The organism is Cupriavidus sp. WS, from assembly GCF_000395345.1.
GTDB lineage: Bacteria > Pseudomonadota > Gammaproteobacteria > Burkholderiales > Burkholderiaceae > Cupriavidus > Cupriavidus basilensis_B.
In genome coordinates this window covers 1-16115 of record NZ_AQPL01000343.1, presented here as the reverse complement: position 1 = coordinate 16115, position 16115 = coordinate 1, and the positions used below count along the sequence as shown (strand labels likewise).

At 71.4% G+C, this 16115-nt stretch carries 14 protein-coding genes; 3 read left to right on the top strand and 11 right to left on the bottom strand.

Features of this window, described 5'->3' with window-relative positions; translation table 11 throughout:
- Positions 1 to 43: 43 nt before the first annotated feature.
- The 5 genes from K206_RS0125660 to glmU all read right to left on the bottom strand — a co-directional run bounded on the left by K206_RS0125660 (position 44) and on the right by glmU (position 7566).
- On the bottom strand, positions 44 to 325 hold the full coding sequence (locus tag K206_RS0125660) for a hypothetical protein (protein WP_043367095.1): 282 nt from the start codon (positions 323 to 325) through the stop codon (positions 44 to 46).
- A 197-nt stretch (positions 326 to 522) separates the two neighbouring features.
- Positions 523 to 1284, bottom strand: a complete 762-nt coding sequence (locus K206_RS0125655; RefSeq protein WP_020205244.1) for a response regulator transcription factor — start codon at positions 1282 to 1284, stop codon at positions 523 to 525.
- Positions 1281 to 3191, bottom strand: a complete 1911-nt coding sequence (locus K206_RS0125650) for a sensor histidine kinase (RefSeq protein WP_020205243.1) — start codon at positions 3189 to 3191, stop codon at positions 1281 to 1283. Before K206_RS0125650 ends, K206_RS0125655 begins: the two co-directional genes overlap by 4 nt.
- A gap of 1042 nt (positions 3192 to 4233) precedes the next feature.
- Positions 4234 to 6072: a glutamine--fructose-6-phosphate transaminase (isomerizing) gene (gene glmS, locus K206_RS0125645; RefSeq protein ID WP_020205242.1), complete on the bottom strand. Its 1839-nt coding sequence runs from the start codon at positions 6070 to 6072 to the stop codon at positions 4234 to 4236.
- Positions 6073 to 6192: 120 nt separating this feature from the next.
- Positions 6193 to 7566 (bottom strand): bifunctional UDP-N-acetylglucosamine diphosphorylase/glucosamine-1-phosphate N-acetyltransferase GlmU, encoded by a 1374-nt coding sequence (glmU, locus tag K206_RS0125640; protein ID WP_029044087.1) that lies wholly within the window; start codon positions 7564 to 7566, stop codon positions 6193 to 6195.
- A gap of 254 nt (positions 7567 to 7820) precedes the next feature.
- On the opposite strand from glmU, the gene K206_RS0125635 reads away from it, so the two are divergent.
- Positions 7821 to 8702 (top strand): DUF6279 family lipoprotein, encoded by an 882-nt coding sequence (locus tag K206_RS0125635; protein WP_020423905.1) that lies wholly within the window; start codon positions 7821 to 7823, stop codon positions 8700 to 8702.
- A gap of 82 nt (positions 8703 to 8784) precedes the next feature.
- Here the strand turns inward: K206_RS0125635 and ttcA are convergent, their stop codons facing one another.
- The 3 genes from ttcA to K206_RS0125620 form a co-directional block, all read right to left on the bottom strand.
- Positions 8785 to 9726, bottom strand: a complete 942-nt coding sequence (ttcA, locus tag K206_RS0125630; RefSeq protein WP_020205239.1) for a tRNA 2-thiocytidine(32) synthetase TtcA — start codon at positions 9724 to 9726, stop codon at positions 8785 to 8787.
- Between the two features lie 316 nt (positions 9727 to 10042).
- The gene (locus tag K206_RS0125625; protein WP_029044086.1) at positions 10043 to 10453 is read right to left on the bottom strand and encodes a dihydroneopterin aldolase; all 411 of its coding nucleotides are present in this window, start codon (positions 10451 to 10453) and stop codon (positions 10043 to 10045) included.
- Between the two features lie 68 nt (positions 10454 to 10521).
- Positions 10522 to 11352 carry an SDR family oxidoreductase gene (locus K206_RS0125620; protein WP_020205237.1) on the bottom strand — a complete coding sequence of 277 codons (831 nt, stop codon included), beginning with the start codon at positions 11350 to 11352 and terminating at the stop codon, positions 10522 to 10524.
- A 15-nt stretch (positions 11353 to 11367) separates the two neighbouring features.
- On the opposite strand from K206_RS0125620, the gene K206_RS0125615 reads away from it, so the two are divergent.
- Positions 11368 to 12594: a class I SAM-dependent methyltransferase gene (locus tag K206_RS0125615; protein WP_020205236.1), complete on the top strand. Its 1227-nt coding sequence runs from the start codon at positions 11368 to 11370 to the stop codon at positions 12592 to 12594.
- Between the two features lie 46 nt (positions 12595 to 12640).
- Positions 12641 to 12835: a DUF2905 domain-containing protein gene (locus tag K206_RS0125610; RefSeq protein WP_020205235.1), complete on the top strand. Its 195-nt coding sequence runs from the start codon at positions 12641 to 12643 to the stop codon at positions 12833 to 12835.
- A gap of 176 nt (positions 12836 to 13011) precedes the next feature.
- Here K206_RS0125610 and K206_RS0125605 read toward each other — a convergent pair whose 3' ends face one another.
- The 3 genes from K206_RS0125605 to K206_RS0125595 all read right to left on the bottom strand — a co-directional run bounded on the left by K206_RS0125605 (position 13012) and on the right by K206_RS0125595 (position 16043).
- Positions 13012 to 13932, bottom strand: a complete 921-nt coding sequence (locus tag K206_RS0125605; protein WP_029044085.1) for a nucleotidyl transferase AbiEii/AbiGii toxin family protein — start codon at positions 13930 to 13932, stop codon at positions 13012 to 13014.
- Positions 13925 to 14683 carry a type IV toxin-antitoxin system AbiEi family antitoxin domain-containing protein gene (locus K206_RS0125600; RefSeq protein ID WP_029044084.1) on the bottom strand — a complete coding sequence of 253 codons (759 nt, stop codon included), beginning with the start codon at positions 14681 to 14683 and terminating at the stop codon, positions 13925 to 13927. Before K206_RS0125600 ends, K206_RS0125605 begins: the two co-directional genes overlap by 8 nt.
- Positions 14684 to 14777: 94 nt before the next feature.
- On the bottom strand, positions 14778 to 16043 hold the full coding sequence (locus tag K206_RS0125595; RefSeq protein WP_020205232.1) for a multifunctional CCA addition/repair protein: 1266 nt from the start codon (positions 16041 to 16043) through the stop codon (positions 14778 to 14780).
- Between the last annotated feature and the right edge of the window lie 72 nt (positions 16044 to 16115).

Below are 16115 nucleotides of genomic sequence, written 5' to 3'. Positions count from 1 at the left end.
CGCGCGGCGGCCTGCCCGCCCCGTCCGCGCTGTTTGCCCCGCCCTACCCTTCGCCGCGCGTCTTCGCGCGGTTCCAGGCCCGCCCCGCCGCCAGCCCGGCCGCCGTCGGCACCAGCTGGTCCGACAGTTCCGGCGCGCCCTTGTCGTAGGTCAGCAGACCCGCGTGCACCATCTTGCCGATCTGCCAGCAGTGCACGACCTCGGCCTGGTCTTGCGGCCCCGGCCCGGACAGCGTCACACTGGGCAACAGATTGCCCCAGGGGTCGCGGGTGATGCGCAGGACCGCGCCGTCCGCCACCCTGCCCAATAGCTCGCCCTGCCTCATCCCTGCTCCATGCTTCGTATCTCTCGCATTTGCCGCGTCGCGCAGGAGAAGGATGATTCCGCCGCGACGGCGTTGCCGTCATGGCGCGATGGCGTCTCGAGGCGCCGCGCCCGTGGCGAAGCAGCTTACAAAAATACGCGGCGGCAAAGCTCACAAATGCTCACTGAGGCACACCGCGTCTCGCCGTCCCGCGCGCCCTAGGCGGTGACAGCCAGCCACGGCTGCACCAGCAGGTAGCCGACGCCGCGCACGGTGCGGATGGCCGGCGCGTGGGGCCAGGCCCGCGCGAGCTTGCCGCGCAGGCGGCTGACCGCGACCTCGATGCGGTGCTCGTCGAACTCCAGGTAGTTGCCGCCCAGCGCCTCGACCAGCTGCCGGCGCGTGGCCGGGCACGGCGCGCTGCGCGCGAGCGCCCGCAGCAGCAGGCATTCCACGCGCGTCAGGATCAGCGCGCGGCCGGCCGGCGTGGTGGCGAGCAGGCGGCGCGCGTCGAGGCGCCACGCCGGCGCGCCGTCCGCCTGCGGCGCCGGCCCGGCATCGGGCGCGGCATCGAGCCGGCGCAGCAGGTTGGCAATCACCAGCAGCAGCTCCTCGACCGGCACCGGCTTGACGAGATAGGCGTCGGCGCCGCCGCGCAGGCCGTCGAGCCGGTGCTGCAGCGTGCCGCGCCCGGTCAGCACCACGATGCCGAGCTCGGGCCGCGTGCGGCGCAGGCGCTCGCAGATCGAGAGCCCGTCCTCGCCGGGCAGGCCGAGGTCGAGCACCACCAGCCGGCACGGCTCGCTGGCCAGGTGCGCGTCGAGCGCCGCGCCGTGGGCCAGCCCGGTGGGCGCGTAGCCCGCATGGGCGAGATGGAACAGCAGCTCGGCGCACAGCAGCGCGTTGTCGTCCACCAGGGCGATGGGCGCGCGCGGTGCCGCGGAACTGGCGACAGGCGCGGCAAGGCGGTTGCACATCATGGGGCCTCCGGCAGCCACAGCGCGAAGCAGGCGCCCGCGCGCCAGTCCGGCTCGCAGCGCAGCGCGCCGCCGTGCAGCTCGGCGATGCGGCGCGCCAGCGGCAGCCCGAGGCCGAGCCCGGGATGCCCGGCGCGCTCGTCGAACCGCTGGAATTTCTCGAAGATGGCCTCTTCCTTGCCGGGCGGCACGCCCGGGCCGTGGTCGCGGATGCGCCAGGCCACGCCGCGCCGGCCCAGATGGCCGCGGGCGGCGATGTCGATGCGGATGGCCGTGTCCGGGTAGGCGTGCTTGAGCGCGTTGTCGACCAGGTTGAGCAGCGCGAAATGCATCAGGCGCGCGTCTCCGGCCAGCTGCGGCGGCGCCTCGCCGGCCGGGCCGGCCCGCACCGCCAGCGCGACCCGCGCCGCGGCCTGCGGCTCCAGCGTGGCCAGCACCTGGCGGCTGAGCCCGTGCAGGTCGAAGGGCTCGGCTGGCTGGTGTCCGTCGCCGGGCGCCAGCCGCTCGCGCGCCTCGGCCAGCTCGCTCAGCAGCGTCAGCCGCCGCACGGCGAGGCGGATGCTCTGGTAGCGGCTGTCGCGCTGGGCGCGGTCGGGGCGGGCATCGTCGAGCAGGCGCAGGCTGTGGGCGGCGGCGTCGATCACCGCCGCCGGCGTGCGCACTTCGTGCTCCATCATGGCCAGCAGGCGGTCCTGCTCTTCGCGCGCGCCACGCTCGCGCTCGGTGGCGGCAACGGCGTGGCTGGCCTGCAGCATGGCCTGGTTGCGCTCGCGCTCGGCGTCGCGCATGCGCAGCATCAGCACCAGGTGCAGCGCCAGCACCGCGGGCAGGTCCACGAGCTGCGCGGCCTGCAGCGCGAGCGGATGCAGCGGCACCAGCCCGAGCGCGCCGAGCATGGCCGGCAGCAGCACCGCGCAATACAGCAGCAGCGCCGCCACGATCAGGCGCCCGGCCGCCCCGCCGGTGCGCCACAGGCTGGCGTACACCGGCACCGACAGCACGTGGCCAGCCAGCGTGGCCGCGTAAAGCAGGCGCATCGCGGCGGTGAAGTGGCCGGTCGGCGCGGCGGCCACGGCCAGCGCGCCGAGCAGCACCAGGCCCTGGAAATAGCGCAGCAGGCGCGGGGCGCGCTCGCGCAGCTGCAGCAGCCGGATGCGGAACAGGTTGGCGCACAGCGCCTGCAGGGCCAGCAGCGCGTCGGCCAGCGGCTGCGGCACGGCGGGGCCGGCGGGGAACAGGAACTGGCCGGCCAGCCCGCCGGAGACGAACCAGCGCAGCGCGCCGGCGGCCACGAACAGCGCGAACAAGCCGTACAGGCCGCGCCGCGTCACCAGCCAGCCGGCCAGGTTGAACAGCGCCACCGTCAGCATCAGGCCCAGGTACATGCCGGCGCCGAGCGTGGCGACGCCGGCCGCGGCCTGCAGCGCGGGCTCCCGCCACAGGCGCAGCTCGGCCGCCATCGCCTGCCCGGTGCGGATGCGCAGGTACAGCACGTCGCCGGGGCGCGGGCGCGCCAGCCGGAAGACCGCGCCGCGCACGGGCATCTCGCGCTGCCGGAACGGCACGGCGCCGCCGCCGGGGCGCTCGCGCCAGGCGCCGCCGCGGCCCTCGTACAGGCGCACGTCGGCCAGCCCGCCCGGAGACACCTCCAGCAGGTGCCCGCTGTCGCGCACGGCGGGCGGCAGCACCACCCGCAGCCAGAAAGCGTCCTGCGAGCGGCCCGCGCGCAGGCTGCCGCGCAGCGGCGCGAAGCCGCCGGCCGCCGCCACCTGGGCGATGCCGAGGCGGCCGCCGGGGTCGCGCAGCCAGGACACGGCCGTGCCTTGCAGCAGCAGCGGGCCATCGTCGGCCGCCGCGGCGCGCGCCATCAGCAGGCAGACCAGCGCCAGGCCCCGCCACGCCGGCCGCAAGCATCCCGCGCCAACGCGTCTCCTGGCCGGCGCGGCCCCCCACTCCGGGCGGCATCCCAGCCGCCCGGCAAGCCAATCATGAATCATTCCCGAGACAAAGTGCGCGGCACGGCGAATCGGTGATTCCCGGCCACATATACGACAACGGTGAAGCTTCTAGTCTTCCCGCGGCGGCTGGCGCGGCGGGGTGCCCTGTGCCGGGCAGGTCTTTGGTCTTGGCGTGGGCCGCGGGCCGGCGGGATCCTTACCCATCCCTCCGGGAAACCCGGGGCCGGTGCTGCCCATGCCACTCCAGGAGCAGTAAACGGCCTGGCGCCGCTCCGGCCCGCCTTTCGCTGGCCGGACCGGGCGCGCGCCGAACCGCTTCCGCGCGGGAGTTTGCCACATCCCGATGACGCGACAAAGGTCGACTGCCGGGTCCCGCGCCGGCAGCGGCGGCGCGGCGGCGATGATCGGGGCGGTGAAGTGCGCCCTCAGGGAGCGCGAGGGGGAGCATGGCCGCGATGCGAGATGGCGTCCCTCCCCGTTGACGCGCGGCGCGGTCACATGCGGACAGGCAGTCCACGCGTGTCTCGTACTTGCGCCGCTTGGCTGGAGGCGGCCCGCGGATCGCTGCGCGGATGCCGCCCCATTTGCCCGGTTTGCCCGGTTTGCCCGACGGCGAGATGCGCACGCCGACGCGGTCGGCGCCCCGCACCGGGACCGGCGCGGACCGCGCGGGCGATCGCCTGCCGGCCGGCCATCGTGGTGGATGGTGGAGCATGACGAAGTCCCGGGACGCCCGGAGACAAAGGCTCAGGCAGCGCGGAGCGCGCTGCCGTCGCGCTGCCGTGTAGGCGGACGGCCGATAGCGGCCGGCGCGGTCCTGGCCGACACTCGGCTCGTGAACCACGTTCCCCGCCCGCCTCCCGGGCAAAGTTGCCTCGCCCGGGGCGGCGCGGGATGGAAGCGCATGTCCGACGCAGCCGGGACAAACCCGCCGCGGCCGTGCGGCGAGCCCGCCCGTATCTCGCGCGGGCCGCGCCGGCGCCCGCTATGCCGCTTACTCGACCGTGACCGACTTGGCCAGGTTGCGCGGCTTGTCGACGTCCGTGCCGCGCGCGCAGGCCGTGTGATAGGCCAGCAGCTGCAGCGGCACCACGTGCAGGATCGGCGAGAGGTCGCCGTAGTGCTCGGGCAGGCGGATCACCTGGATGCCTTCGCTCGACTGGATGTGGGTGTCGCTGTCGGCGAACACGTACAGGCGGCCGCCGCGCGCGCGCACTTCCTGGATGTTGGACTTGAGCTTTTCCAGCAGCGCGTCGTTGGGCGCCACCGTGACCACCGGCATGGCCTCCGTCACCAGCGCCAGCGGGCCGTGCTTGAGCTCGCCGGCCGGGTAGGCCTCGGCGTGGATGTACGAGATTTCCTTGAGCTTGAGCGCGCCTTCGAGCGCGATCGGATAATGCAGGCCGCGGCCCAGGAACAGCGCGTTCTCGCGGCGGGCGAAGTCCTCGGACCACGAGATGATCTGCGGCTCCAGCGCCAGCACGCCATGCAGCGCGACCGGCAGGTGGCGCAGGTTGGTCAGCGCGGCGGCCTCGGCCTCGGCGGTCAGCCTGCCGCGCACCTTGGCCAGCGCCAGCGTCAGCATGTACAGCGCGGCGAGCTGGGTGGTGAAGGCCTTGGTGGAGGCCACGCCGATCTCGGTGCCGGCGCGGGTCAGGAAGCGCAGCTCGGTCTCGCGCACCATCGCGCTGGTGGACACGTTGCACACGGCCAGCGTGTGGGTGTGGCCGAGCGACTTGGCGTGGCGCAGCGCGGCCATCGTGTCGGCGGTCTCGCCGGACTGCGAGATCACCACCACCAGCGCGCGCGGGTTGGGCACGGTCTCGCGGTAGCGGTATTCGCTGGCGACCTCGACCTGGGTCGGGATCTTCGCCACCGCCTCCAGCCAGTACTTGGCGGTGCAGCCCGAGTAGTAGCTGGTGCCGCAGGCCAGGATCAGGATGCTGTCGATCTCGGCGAACACGCTCGCCGCGTTGGCGCCGAACAGTTCGGGCACGATGGCGTCCACGCCTTCGAGGGTGTCGCCGAGCGCGCGCGGCTGCTCGAAGATTTCCTTCTGCATGAAGTGGCGGTACGGGCCCAGCTCGACCGCCGCGGCGTGGGTCTCGACCACGCGCACCTCGCGCTCGACCAGGTGGTCGTGCAGGTCGCGGATGGTGGCGCCCTCGCGGGTCAGCTCGACCACGTCGCCCTCTTCGAGGTAGATGATGTGGTTGGCCGTGCCGGCCACGGCCAGCGCGTCCGAGGCCAGGAACGACTCGTTCTCGCCCAGCGCCACCACCAGCGGCGAGCCGGCGCGCGCGCCGACCACGCGCTCGGGATGGTCCTTGGCGAACACGGCGATGGCGTAGGCGCCGTGCAGGCGCTTGGTCACGGCGCGCACCGAGGCGAACAGGTCGCCGCGCGTGGCGCTGCTCGGGTAGCTGTAGGCCTGGTGGATCAGGTGGGCCACGACCTCGGTGTCGGTCTGCGACTCGAAGCCGTAGCCGGCCGCGCGCAGTTCCTCGCGCAGCGGCTCGTAGTTCTCGATGATGCCGTTGTGCACCAGCGCGATGGTCTCGCCCGAGAAATGCGGGTGGGCGTTGGTGGTGTCGGGCTTGCCGTGGGTGGCCCAGCGCGTATGCGCCACGCCGGTGAAGCCGGCCAGGCCGGAGGCGCGGGTCTGCTCGTCCAGGTCGGCCACGCGCGAGACGGTGCGCGCGCGCTCGAGCGCGCCTTCGCGCACCACGGCCACGCCGCACGAGTCATAGCCGCGGTATTCGAGGCGGCGCAGGCCTTCGATCAGGACCGGTACGATGTTGCGCGTGGAAACCGCGCCGACGATGCCGCACATAGTTTTCTCCCGATAGGCGCGGTCATGGCCGCGCCGGTTGGTTTGCGCGGTAACGGCGGCGCCGTTACCCGCGTATTGCCAATGCCGCCCGGCTTTTCCCGGGCCGCGCGGAGGCGGGGGTTATTTCTTTGCCTGCTTGACCGGACGCTGCCAGCCGTCGAGGGTCATCTGCTTGGCGCGCGACAGCGTCAGCTTGCCGGCCGGCGCGTCCTTGGTCAGCGTGGTGCCGGCGCCGAGCGTGGCGCCGCGCCGCACGGTCACGGGCGCCACCAGCTGCGAGTCGGAGCCGATGAAGACGTCGTCCTCGATCACGGTGCGGTGCTTGTTGGCGCCGTCGTAGTTGCAGGTGATGGTGCCGGCGCCGATGTTGACGCGCGAGCCGACCGTGGCGTCGCCCACGTAGGCGAGGTGGTTGGCCTTGCTGTGCGCGGCGATCTGGCTGTTCTTGACCTCGACGAAATTGCCGATGTGCACGTCCTCGCCCAGCACGGTGCCGGGGCGCAGCCGCGCATACGGGCCGATGCGGCCGTGCGCGCCCACGCTGGCGTCCTCGAAGTGGCAGAACGGCTGCAGGTGCGCGCCGGCGCCGACGGTGCTGTTGCGGATCACGCAATTGGCGCCGACATGGGCGCCGTCTTCGAGGTGCACGCGGCCTTCGAACACGCAGTTGACGTCGATGGTCACGTCGCGCCCGCAGGTCAGCTCGCCGCGGATGTCGATGCGCGCCGGGTCCATCAGCGTCACGCCGGCCTCGAGCAGGCGCTGCGCGAGGTTGCGCTGGTGGATGCGCTCGAGCTCGGCCAGCTGCACCTTGCTGTTGACGCCGAGCGTCTCCCACAGCGCGCCGGGCTGCGCCGAGACCACTTCCACGCCGTCGGCGACGGCGCGCTCGACGGTGTCGGTCAGGTAGTACTCGCCCTGGGCGTTGTCGTTGCGCAGCGTGGACAGCCAGCGGCGCAGGTGGCCGGTGGGCGCCATGATGATGCCGGTGTTGATCTCGCGGATGGCGCGCTGCGCCGCGCTGGCGTCCTTCTGCTCGACGATGCGCGTGATGCTGCCGGTGTTGTCGCCGCCCTCGCGCACGATGCGGCCGTAGCCGGTGGGATCGTCCATCTCCACGGTGAGGATGCCGAAGCGCTCCGCGCCGGCCTCGGCCACCAGGCGCCGCAGCGTGGCCGGCTCGGTCAGCGGCACGTCGCCGTAGAGCACCAGCGTGGGCCGGCTGTCGTCGAGCAGCGGCAGCGCCTGCGCCACGGCGTGGCCGGTGCCGAGCTGCTCGGCCTGCAGGGCGAAGGCGACGTCGTCCGCGCCCACGGCCTCGCGCACGCGCTCGGCGCCGTGCCCGACCACCACCACCAGCCGCGTCGGCGACAATTGGCGGGCCGTCGCAATCACATGCGCAAGCAGCGGCCGGCCGGCGAGCGGATGCAGTACCTTGGGCAGCGCGGAATTCATCCGCTTGCCCATTCCCGCAGCGAGAATGACGATATTCACAAGGAGGATCCTAAGTGAGTGTGTCCATGAAACCGTTTGAAGCCGCCCTCCGGACCGAGTCGGGGACGAACGCACCCGCCGGCCGGATGATCGGGTTTCCGGGGCGCGCGGCACAGCCCACCACGGAGGGGGGCCGGGCGCGCGCGGCAGCGCCGGGGGAAGCGCCGGATCGCGCGGGAAAGGATTCTATCATGGGGGTTTTACGCAGTTTGTCACCAAATCTCACGTTTTTGCGCGGCTTGCGGCACCTGGCCTTGGCCGGCGCCGTGCTGGCGCTGAGCGCCTGCAATGCACTGAAACTGGGCTACCAGCAGGGCGACCGGCTGGCGTTCTGGTGGGTCGACAACTACGTGGACGTGTCGGCCAGCCAGGAGCCGCCCATGCGCGACGCCATCGCCCGCTTCTTTGCCTGGCACCGCCGCGAGCAGTTGCCCGAGATCGCCGGCCTGCTGCGCCAGGCCCGCAGCGAGGTGCAGCAGCCGGTCACGCCGGCCGAGGTGGCCCGCATCCAGGAAGGCGCCCAGCGCCTGGCGCGGGTGGCGTTCGACCGCTCCGCGCCGGACGTGGCCGACCTGCTGCTGACGCTCGCGCCCGAGCAGATCGCCCGCATGGAGAAGAAATTCAGCGACGCCAACGCCAAGTACCGCAAGGAATACCTGCGCCCCGACCCGTCCGCGCGCGCCGAGGCCCGCTTCGACAAGGTGATGGACTATGCCCGCCTGGTCTACGGGCGCTTCTCCGACGAGCAGGAAGACGCCATCCGCCGCGCGATCGGGCCGGTGGTGCAGGGCGCCGAGGCGCGCTACGACGAGCGCGTCAAGCGCCAGCAGGAATGGCTGGCGCTGGCGCGGCAGGTGCAGGCCACCCATCCGCCCCGCGCCCAGGTGGTGGACATGCTCAAGCGCTACGGCGACCACTGGCAGAACCCGCCGACGCGCGAGCGCGACGCGCGCTACGACGCCAACAACGAGGCCGGGCTGGTGCTGACGGCCACCATCGCCAACCTGACCACGCCCGAGCAGAAGCACCACGCGGCCGAGCGCTTCCAGAAATGGATCGACGACGCCAACGCGCTGATGCGCGAAGGCCAGTCCGGCAAGACCGCCGGTGCCCTGCCGGCCCGGGCGGACAACTGAGGGCGGCCGCCGAAGGCGGCCATCGCAGGCGACGGTCGCAGGCGTCGGCCGGGCGCCCGCGGCGTCCCCCGCCGCCCGGCCCTTACTCCGCGCCGGCCGGCTGCGTGTCCGCCGGCGCGGACTTCTCGAAGCGCACGAACTCCAGCTTGTTCTCTTCCATGCCGCCGGCGAACACCAGCGGCTGCTGGGAAAACGCGGTCTGGCCGAACAGCATGGCCTCGTCCACCTTGGCCAGCCCGGTGGCCAGGCCGTTGAAGTCGAACAGCTCGGTGTCGGCCAGGTGCGACGGCACCACGCTGCGCAGCGCCGCGAAGATGTTGTCGATGCGGCCCGGGTTCTGGCGCTCCCACTCCAGCAGCATCTCCTTGACCTTCTTGCGCTGCAGGTTCTCCTGCGAGCCGCACAGGTTGCACGGGATGATCGGGTAGGCCATCGCGCGCGCGTAGGCGGCGATGTCCTTCTCGGGGCAGTAGGCCAGCGGGCGGATCACGATGTGCTGGCCGTCGTCGGTGGCCAGCTTGGGCGGCATGGCCTTCATCTTGCCGCCGAAGAACAGGTTCAGGAAGAAGGTCTGGACGATGTCGTCGCGGTGGTGGCCCAGCGCGATCTTGTTGGCGCCCAGCTCCTTGGCGGTGCGGTAGATCACGCCGCGGCGCAGGCGCGAGCACAGCGAGCAGGTGGTCTTGCCCTCGGGCACCTTCTCCTTGACGATGGAATAGGTGTCGGCGTCCACGATCACGTACTCGACCCCGACCGACTTGAGGTAGGCCGGCAGCACGTCGGCGGGAAAGCCGGGCTGCTTCTGGTCGAGGTTCATCGCGATCAGCTTGAAGTCGATCGGCGCGCGCTTCTGCAGCGCCATCAGCACCGACAGCATGGTGTACGAGTCCTTGCCGCCGGACAGGCACACCAGCACCGTGTCGCCGTCCTCGATCATCTTGAAGTCGCCGATGGCGCGGCCCGTCTGCGACTGGAGGTAGGTTTCCAGGCGGAAGAAGTTCTTGGAATGCGTGGTGGCGGTCATGGCGCTCTGATCGGGAATGCGGGGGGCGGAACGGCTTGCGGCGCGGCACGTGCGTCGCTTGTGAGTCACCCTTACATCACTTGTAGGTAACTCGCGCGGTGCCGCCGGGTCCGGTCCGTGGCCGGACAGCCCGGTATTTTAGCGTGAGCACGCCGGCCGCGCCGGACGGCGGCCGGCGGCGTTGCGCGGCTTCGTGCCGCCGCATGCGCTCATTGGGCGGTCGCTGGCCGCGTTTGTGCGGCGTTTGGGCGTTTGTGCGGCGCTTGTGCGAAGTTTGCGGCGGCGTTTGGGCGACGTGCTGGCGCGCCCGATGGCCTTATATCGCCTCGGCCGCCTTGATGTGGAACACCTCGACGCCGACCGAATCGCAGTCCGGGTACACGTCCGGCTTCTCGGTCGAGACGCGCACGGCGCGCACCTTGGGATGCCGGAGCATGGCGCGCGCCACGTCGTCGCACAGCGTTTCCTGCAGGTGCACGTGGCCCTGCGCCATGCGCTCGGCCACGGTGTTGCGCATGAAGTCGTAGTCCACCACTTCCTGCAGCTTGTCTTCCTGGGGCGTGCTCTGCGCCAGCGGCACGAACAGGTCGATGTTGATCAGCACGCGCTGCTCGCCCTTTTTCTCGAATTCGTGCACGCCGATGTTGATCTGCACTTCATAGTTGCGCAGGAACATGCGGCGGCAGTCTTGCAGGCTGGGGTGGGTAAGGGCGGCGAGCATGGTCATGATGGGGAAAAACGGGTCGGGAAGGCGCGCGGGCCGGGTCGCGGCCGCGCGCCGGGTACGTCAAAGCGTCATTCGGTGAGGAACATCACGTCGCGCGCGAGCGGCATCAGGTGCTGCCCGCCATCGACGTAGAGCGTGGTGCCGGTCACGGCGCGCGCCTCGGCCAGGTAGGCCACCGCCTGCGCGATGTCCTCCGGCGTGGACGAGTGGCCCAGCGGCGTCATGCAGTGCGCGCGCCGGAAGCCGGAGCCGGACTGGTCGGCCGAGACCATCGTGATGCCGGGCGCCACGCCCACCACGCGCAGCTTGGGCGCGAGCGCCTGGGCCAGCTGCACGGTGGCGGTCTGCAGCGCCGCCTTGGACAGCGTGTAGGACAGGAAATCCGGGTTGAGGTTGTCCAGCTTCTGGTCCAGCAGGTTGATCACCACGCCGGTCTGCCCTTCGGGCAGCGCGCGGTGCAGCTCGCGCGACAGCAGCAGCGGCGCCGCCACGTTGGTGCGCATGTGCGTGTCGAGCGAGGCGTAGGAGAAGCTGGTGGCCACGTCGTACTGGAACAGCGAGGCGTTGTTGACCAGGCAGCCCGGCACGCCCAGCGCCGCGGTGCAGGCGGCGATCAGCTTACCGGTGGCGGCCTCGTCGGCGAGGTCGGCCTGCAGCACCGCGGCGCGGCGGCCGCGCGCGCGGATCTGCTCGGCCAGCGCCTCGGCCTCGGCCAGCGAGCGGTGGCAGTGCACGGCCACGTCCCAGCCGCGCGCGGCCAGTTCCAGCGCGATCACGCGGCCGAGCCGGCGCGCCGCGCCGGTCACGAGCGCGACGCCGCGCGCCGGCGCGGCGGCCGCGGAAGCGGCGGCGCAGGCGCTGCCGGGCGAGGCGGAGTCAGGAGATGTGGAGTCGGGCATTGCTACAATCGCGATATGCACAAAGGCGCTAGTCTACCCCTTCCCCCCGCGGACGCGCTGAGCGCCTCTGCCACGCTCGGCGCACATATCGCCCAGGCCATCGACGAAGCCGGCGGCTGGCTCGGTTTCGACCGCTACATGGCGCTGGCGCTGTACGCGCCCGGCCTCGGCTATTACAGCGGCGGCGCCGCCAAGTTCGGCCGCGACGCGCGCGACGGCAGCGACTTCATCACCGCCCCCGAACTGAGCCCGTTCTTCGCCCGCACGCTGGCGCGCCAGTTCGCGCCGCTGCTGGCGCGTCCCGGCCTGGCGCAACTGCTCGAATTCGGCGCCGGCACCGGCCGCCTGGCGGCCGACCTGCTGCTGGCGCTAGAACAGGAAGGCCAGTTGCCCGCGCGCTATGCCATCGTCGAGCTCTCCGGCGAGCTGCGCGCGCGCCAGCAGGCCACGCTGGCCGAGCGCGCCCCGCACCTGGCCGCGCGCGTGGCGTGGCTCGACACGCTGCCCGAGCGCTTCGAGGGCGTCATCGTCGGCAACGAAGTGCTCGATGCCATGCCGGTACGCCTGTTCGCCCGCAGCCACGGCCGCTGGCTCGAGCGCGGCGTGGTCCGGGCGGATGCCGAGGATGGCGCCGGAGATCGCGCCGAGACGGCGCGGGGCGGCAACGCCTTCGCCTTCTCCGACCGCCCGCTGCCCGCCGGCGACCTGCCCGAGGCGCTGCACGCGATCCCCGGCGACCACGACATCGTCACCGAGACCCACGCCGAGGCCGAAGGCTTCATGCGCGCGGTCGGCGCGATGCTCGCGCGCGGCGCCGCCTTCTTCATCGACTACGGCTTCCCGGGCGCCGAGTATTACCACCCGCAGCGCACCGGCGGCACGCTGATGTGCCACTACCGCCATCACGCGCACCCGGACCCGTTCCTCTACCCCGGGCTGCAGGACATCACCGCCCACGTCAACTTCAGCGGCATCGCCCACGCCGCCGCCGACACCGGCCTGACCGTGGCCGGCTTCGCCTCGCAGGCGCGCTTCCTGATGAACGCCGGCATCACCGACCTGCTGATGGCGCTCGACCCCAACGACACGCACAGCTTCCTGCCCGCCGCCAACGCCGTGCAGAAGCTGCTGTCCGAGGCCGAGATGGGCGAGCTGTTCAAGGTCATCGCCCTGACCCGCGGGCTCGACGACGCGCTGCCGCTGGCCGGCTTCGCGCGCGCCGACCGCAGCCACGCGCTGTAACGCCGTGGCGCTATAGTCAGGCACCCCGACCTCACAGGCACCCATCATGCTGCGCTGGACCTTCACCATCTTCCTCGCCGTCATCGTGCTGTCGGCGGCCTTGCCGTGGCTGCAGAAGCTGGGGCTGGGGCGGCTGCCCGGGGACGTGCGCTTCCGGCTGTTCGGGCGCGACTTCATGCTGCCGTTCGCGTCGACGATCCTGTTGTCGATGGTGGCGTTGCTGGTGGGGAAGCTGATCTGATTCGGTGGCGGGGACGGTGGCGGTAGCGGTTCTGCGAGCGCCGGCCCTCTCCCGGCCCTCCCCCGGCCTGTCTCCCGCGAGCGGGAGAGGGGAGCAAACCTTGGGCATGTGGCAAAACCGCTCAAGCCAACGGATGCGCCGAAGCCACTAGTGGTGCCCGACGGTTGTCATTCCCCTCACTGCAAGAACCCCGCTTCCAGCGCCCGCGCCTGCCGTTCGGCCTCCTCCGGCTTGCCGCGGCGGAATCTCTCGAGGTTCAGCAGTTTCCAGCGTATGGCCGGCAGCTCGGCGACATGCGCCTGCTGCAGCAGGGACCAGTCGGGTTGCGCGCGCACCAGGCCCGCGAGGAACCGCCGTTGCGCCTCGCTGAAGCGGCGCGGCAGCTCTCGTCTGAGCGTCTTCCGCGTTTCCAGCAGGGTCTCCAGCGGGCAATCGATTTCCATCATGCCGGCGAAAGCGCGCTCGTACTCGCGGGCGATGTCCTTGTCATTGCCGAACAGGATTTCGTGCGGCGGGCGCGGATGGCCCGCGAGATAGACGACGACGCACTCGACCATCTGCGCTGTGAAGCCGCCCGACCCGAGCAGTTGCCACACGTCGAACAGGTCGCGTGGATGCTGGCGGTCCATCGCGGCAACCAGCTTGCCCGCGTAGAGTTCGTCGGGAGCCAGGACCGGCAGATCGAATTCGACGCCGAAACGGTCCGCTGTCCTCGCCATGAGCGGACGCCGTTCGACCGGCAGCACCGTGCCGCGCAGGACGATGTTGACTTCGACCTTCACCTGGCTGTTGCCGGCCTCGACGAGCAGCTTGGCGCCGGCATCTTCCTTTCCGCCTCGCACGCGGCGCACGCCGAGGCCACGCGCCGCCAGGCGGTCGGCGATGGCGCCCAGTTCGCGCTCGATCTCCTGCATCGCCTCGTCGCGCTGCGCGTCCCTGGGGACGTAGACCACGTCGATGTCGACGGACAGCCGCGGCATGTCCTGCACGAACAGGTTGATCGCCGTGCCGCCCTTCAGCGCAAATATCTCGTTGCGGAAGACATCGGGAGCGATGTCGAGCAGCAAGCGGACCGTGTCCGCGTAGGCTTTATCCATGCGGCTTGAGGCTCAGCAGCGTGCCGTCGTCCAGCCGGCTCATCCAGCGCCGGTTGCTGCCGGTGCGGACCGGGAACCGTTCCAGCAGCGCATCCACGTCCACCACGCCGGTCTCTCGGGCCCAGGTCAGGAAAAGCCGGACCGCCTTCACGCTGGTGCAACAGGCCAGCAACTGGCCCATGAGTTCCTTGCGCGGGCTGCGCAGCCCTTCGAAGAGGTTGCGCGCCTCCTCCAGTCCCTGGTGAACCCCGACGTCATAGAGCAGTTCGAGGATGGCGCGCTCGGGCACGGAGACCGGCAGGCCGTCCGGCAGGCCCGGCGGCGTGGCCAGCGTCTTGCCGGCCAGGCTCTCTCCAGCCCAGTCGAACAGGCGCGCATGGCGATAGCGCGCCGGGAATCTCGACGCGAACCAGTCCGGTATCTCGAAGCGCGCATCGCCCCACAGGGTCAGCGTTTCGCGCGTGCCGAGATTGTGCCGCACGCCTTGCAGCGCCAGCGCGCTCTTGCCGCCGACGTGCAGCCCGGCCACCCGCTGCCGGAGGAATCCAAGCGCGCCATAGACGCCGAATGCATCGTTGGGAAATGCGTAGACGCCCTGGGCCAGCCGCAGGAGCCAGCCGCTCGACACGTAGTGCGCGGCGAGCTGCGCGGACACGTCGAGACGCTGGAGGGCCTGCAGATCAAAAGGGGCGCCGCGGGGCAACTCAAGCTGCAGGCGCTTGATTGGATGCTTCCTTGGATTTTCAACCATGCTTTAAAAATAGCACGAATTCTAATCAACTCGACCGGAATCGATTCGACTTAGGCTGAAAATATCGTATCAGATACGATTTCTGATACTGAATCTAATCAGATTTCCGCTCATTCATGCCGACGCTTTCCCCCAGCGCCGCCTCCACCGCCGCCACCCGCGCCACATGCACGCGGTCCTTGATGAGGCTGGCATTGCCGGCGCATTCCCGCGCCACCGCGCCGGCATCCACCGCCGCCGCCGCGGCCAGCGCCGCCATCAGCCGCGCCGCCTGCGGATAGCTGCGCTGCTCGAAGCCGAGCCGGCCGCGCGCGTCGGCTTCGCAGGCCTGCAGAATGCCGGCGAAGCGCGCGGGCTTGCGCAGCGCGTCGCAGCGCTCCAGCAGGCGCGTCAGCGCGGCCGCGCCGAAGGCGTCGCTGCGGTGGATGTTGCCGTGCTCGCGCGCCACCACCACCGCGAGGTCGCGGCATTCGGTGGGCACGCGCAGGCGCTTGCAGACGTCTTCGAGCAGCGCCACGCTGCGCTGCTCGTGGCCGATGTGGCGCGGCAGCACGTCGGCCGGCGTGGTGCCCTTGCCGAGGTCGTGCACCAGCGCGGCGAAGCGCACCGGCAGCGGCGCGTCCATGCCGGCGGCGGTATCGACCACCATCATCACGTGCACGCCGGTATCCACCTCGGGGTGGTAGTCGGCGCGCTGGGGCACGCCCCACAGCCGGTCCAGCTCGGGCAGCAGGCGCGCCAGCGCGCCGCAGTCGCGCAGCACCTCGAACATGCGCGAGGGCCGGGCCTCCATCAGGCCGCGCGCGATTTCCTGCCAGACGCGCTCGGCCACCAGCGCGTCGACCTCGCCGGCCTGGACCATGCCGCGCATCAGCGCGAGCGTGTCCGGCGCCACGGTGAAGTCGTGGAAGCGCGCGGCGAAGCGGGCCACGCGCAGGATGCGCACCGGGTCTTCGGCGAATGCCTCGGAGACGTGGCGGAACTGGCGCGCGGCGAGGTCGCGCCGGCCGCCGTAGGGATCGATCACCGGGCCGGCAAGCTCGCCGCCGGCATCGACCGCGCGCGCCATCGCGTTGATGGTGAGGTCGCGCCGCACGAGGTCGTCCTCGAGCGTGACGTCGGGCGCGCAGTAGAACGCGAAGCCCTTGTAGCCGGCCGCGGTCTTGCGCTCGGTGCGGGCCAGCGCGTACTCCTCCCTGGTCCGTGGATGGAGGAACACCGGGAAATCCTTGCCGACCGGCTTGTAGCCGGCGGCTTCCATCTCGGCCGGGGTCGCGCCCACCACCACGTAGTCGCGGTCCTGGCTGGGCTTGCCCAGCAGGGCGTCGCGAATGGCGCCGCCGACGGCATACACCTGCATGAACGGCCCTCAGTGATTGATGATGATGGCGTCGGCGCGGTCCGGCGCGAGCCGGTACGGCTCCCCCCCCCC